Raw genomic sequence first — 3,735 nt, 5'->3', positions numbered from 1 at the left:
AGGCCGACACGGTCGGATCGGCATCGGCCACCCACCGCGATCAGTTCGCGTGCGCTCCGTCGGCTCGCGCCACCGGCGTGACCCGCACCGCCATGCTGGAGGTGGCCGGCGGGGCGGGCGGAGGCGCCGGTGACGGGCGGGGTGCCAGGGAAGACGGTTGCGGTGACTGGGAAGGCGGGCGGGGTGCCAGGGCAGACGGCGGCGGTGACTGGGAAGGCGGGCGGGGTGCCAGGGCAGACGGCGGCGGTGACTGGGAAGGCGGGCGGGGTGCCAGGGCAGACGGCGGCGGAGACGGCGGTGGCACGGACACCGGTGCCAGCGCGTTCGGCGCAAGCGGCGATCCGACTTCCGGCACGGCCGGCTGCCCGGCGGCGCTCCCCACGAAACCGACCCGGGACCGCCACCCGGCGACGAGCGCAACCGCACCGGCGGCGACGCCCAGGACCGCCCATCCGGCGACGGCGTCCAAGAGATAGTGGTTCGACGTCGACATGACGACGAACAGGGTCGCCGCCGGATAGAGCGCGCCGAGCACCCGGAGCAGCGGTCGGCGCCCGAAGCGCACCAGCAGGAAACCGCACCACAACGACCATGCGCAGTGCAGCGACGGGAGCGCGGCGTACTGGTTCGTCAGTCCCTCCAGGCCGTTCGGGGCGGCGCTCGCGCTACCGCTCCACCATCCCCAGCCCTCGAAGTGGGACATGGTGTCGACATAGGACGTGCCGGTGAGCAACCGGGGCGGGGCGGTCGGGAACAGGAAGAACCCGACCAGGCAGATCAGAGTGGTGATCACCAGCGTCCAGCGGACCTGGGCGTACCGGGGGGAGTGCCGACGATGCATCCACACCAGCAGGGCCGGCGTCACGACGAAGTGCAGCGTCGCGTAGTAGTAACAACAGAGGATCGCCAACACCGGTACACTCTGCAACCAGCGGTTGAGCCCGAGCTCGGGATCGAGGTGCAGGAAGGTCTCCAGGCGCAGGAGATCGTGGCCCATCCGCATCGCCTCGCCGGTGGAGGCGTCGGCCACGGCGCGGGTGCCGGTGTAGGAGTAGTACAGGATCACCAGCATCAGCACCTCGACCCACCAGACCGGCAGGCCGGTGGTCTGGTGGCGCAAGCGCCTCACTATGCACCTCTCGAACGTCGCACCCGCGCGAGACGCCGCGCCCGCGCGCCTCTACGCCCTCGGGCAGGACCGCACGCGCGAACAGACCGGCGCACCAACCGTCGCGACGGGCCGGAGCGTCTCGACAGCTCGCTCTCCATACCCTTACTCAACAGCATGAGCCGTTCGCAACCGTCACGGGCCGATCCGTCGTTTACGACGCCTCCCCCGGGCGGAAATTCACCGCCTGCTCGCCCGCCCGGCTCCTCCCCCTGACCGGCTGTCCCCGCCCCGCGCCACTCCGCCGCCCCGCGCCATCCCGCCACCGCGGTGGGAGCGGCCGAGGGCGCATATTGACGACGCCCGGCACCGAGCTGGTCGGGCCGGGCGTCGTCCACGCTGCCGCGGCTGCGAGACCCGCGATCGCCCGGTCAGGCGCCGGCGCCCGCCGAGCCGGTCCTGGGGATGGCGGCCGCAGGCCCGGGCGTGACGGTGCTCACCGCGGAGTCGAGGCTCACCGCGGGGGCGAGCTGGTCGGACACTGGCAGCGCGCTGCCCGCCTTCCACGTGGCCCAGGGGACCGACCACGCGTTGCCGAGCTGTGAGGTGTCCGGCAGCCGACCGGTGTTGACGATGTCGATGATGTCACCGAGCCGGGTGAAGCTGTAGAACCACTGGGCGTCGGCGGGTGAGGCGTTCACGCACCCATGGGAGACGTTGGCTCGTCCCTGGGAGGGCACCGACCAGGGCGCGGAATGCACGTACTGCCCGCCACTGGTGTAGTGGACCGCCCACTGGACCTTCTCGTAGTAGTAGTCCGGGTCGCCCTGGGGGATGCCTACGGTGGCCGAATCCATGATCACTTCAGCTGACTTGCCCAGCACGTTGTGCGGGCCATCCATGCTCGGCAGACTGGGTTTGCCGAGGCTGACCGGCATCGTGCGCAGCAGTTGCCCGTCCCGGAAGACCTTCATCGTGTGGGTGGCCGAGTCGACCTTGGAGACCTGGGCGGAGCCGATGACGAAGTCCATCGCCCGGTCCTTGACCCCCAGCCGGCCCCCGCCCGCGTCGTAGCCGGCGAAGTTGGCCTCGACGTGCACCTTCGTCCCGGGCTTCCAGTACTCCTTCGGCCGCCACATGACGACCCGGTTCGACAGCCAGTTCCACGCGCCGAGGACCGGCGGATCGGTCCGTACGACCAGCCGGCTCTGGACGGCGGCCCGACTGGGCGCGGGCGCGCTGAACGTCAGGCTGATCGGCGCGCCGATCCCGACGGTCTGGCCCGCGACCGGCTCCCAGGAGACCTTGAACGACTTCGCCGGGACGCCGGTCACGAAGCCGGTCCGCACCGACGTCGTCCCGACGATGCCCGTCGCCGGGGACGTGGACGCCTCGACGTCGTACCGCGAATCGGCGAACAGCCCACCGGAGGATGTCCAGGTCCGATGATCGGCCGAGAAGGTGCCGAGCAGTATCCCCGGCTCCGTCTTCTCCGACGCGCTCGCCCTCCGGTTGACGGAAACCGCGGCCAGCGGGGCGTTGCCGCGCACGACGACCGGGCTGGTCAGCGCCACCCCGGTGGCGCCGTCCCCCGGCGTGACCGTCACGCTCGCCGCCGGATCCGGCGCGGGGGTGGCCCCGGCCGGCGCCGGTGATGCCCCCCCGCCGGAACAGGCCGCCGCGGACAGCACCGCGGCAAGCAGAAGCGTCCCCCCCGGCCACCGCCGGGGCCGGCGACCAGGCGATCCCGCCGGCCGGGATTCCAGCCGGGCCGAGCGACCCCACCCACGGAAAATACGTGAGGGAATCATTACCGAGCGAGACATGTAATGCCCCCTCTTGAAGACCGCGCCGGCAGCGTCGCCGGACGGGAAGCTACGTCCGAACGGTACCCAGAGATCAACCCCACGTATCCTCGATTAGCGGAATCTACGGCGCCAACCGGAAGATCATCACCCAGCGTCGAGCATCTTAATACGGAGAGTAGCACTCTCCAGGCGTCCCACATACACCCCTCCCCTTCTCCCCTTCTGACGCACGAACGCCTTCCCGAGTTGCCCGGCCCGGAGGACATTTCACCGACCACCCGAAACGACGGCCAGAACCCGCGGCGATATCAAAGAAGACGCAACCCGTCACCCGTGCAGATGAGTTTCCGCAACCAGAGACGACCGGGCGGTACACGGCACCGCCGGCATGCGAGACCATTGACGTCTCGCTGACTTTCCATTACCGGAAGCCACCCGGACGGGTCACCACCGCGTGATCCCACCCCGCGGTCCACCTGGCCCGGAGGGGCACCCCGGCGACAGGCCGAGGCGAGGGGCCGGAGGACGAACGGCACGACGAACGGCACGAGCCGGGCGCGCGAAACTCACTGTCGGTCCGGGAGGTCACCCGGTCCAGCAGAATGGTCAGGCCACGTTCGGCGGTCTCCGGCCCGCACCGGTGCCGGCACGACGCGCCGGGACGGTCGGACCCGCGGCAGGCCGATCGACCCGGCCGGGCGAAAGGCGCACTCCGGATAAGGGAAATGACCGTCCCACGACAGGGAGGCCACATGGCGATCGTTCTCGGGCCCAATCAGTATGGAAAGGCGGAGGTCCGTCTCGTCCACGTAGGAGTCG

General features: G+C 70.5%; 2 protein-coding genes. Both read right to left on the bottom strand.

Annotation, left to right across the window (positions count from 1 at the left end):
• Positions 1-40: 40 nt before the first annotated feature.
• The gene (locus AC08OQ_RS17660) at positions 41-1,129 is read right to left on the bottom strand and encodes a phosphatase PAP2 family protein (RefSeq protein WP_476600531.1); all 1,089 of its coding nucleotides are present in this window, start codon (positions 1,127-1,129) and stop codon (positions 41-43) included.
• A gap of 410 nt (positions 1,130-1,539) precedes the next feature.
• The gene (locus AC08OQ_RS17655) at positions 1,540-2,715 is read right to left on the bottom strand and encodes a L,D-transpeptidase (protein ID WP_476605150.1); all 1,176 of its coding nucleotides are present in this window, start codon (positions 2,713-2,715) and stop codon (positions 1,540-1,542) included.
• Between the last annotated feature and the right edge of the window lie 1,020 nt (positions 2,716-3,735).

The organism is Frankia sp. CcCS3 (genome assembly GCF_977927575.1).
Note: the sequence above shows the minus strand (reverse complement) of the source record. Positions and strands in the feature narration are given on the sequence as shown.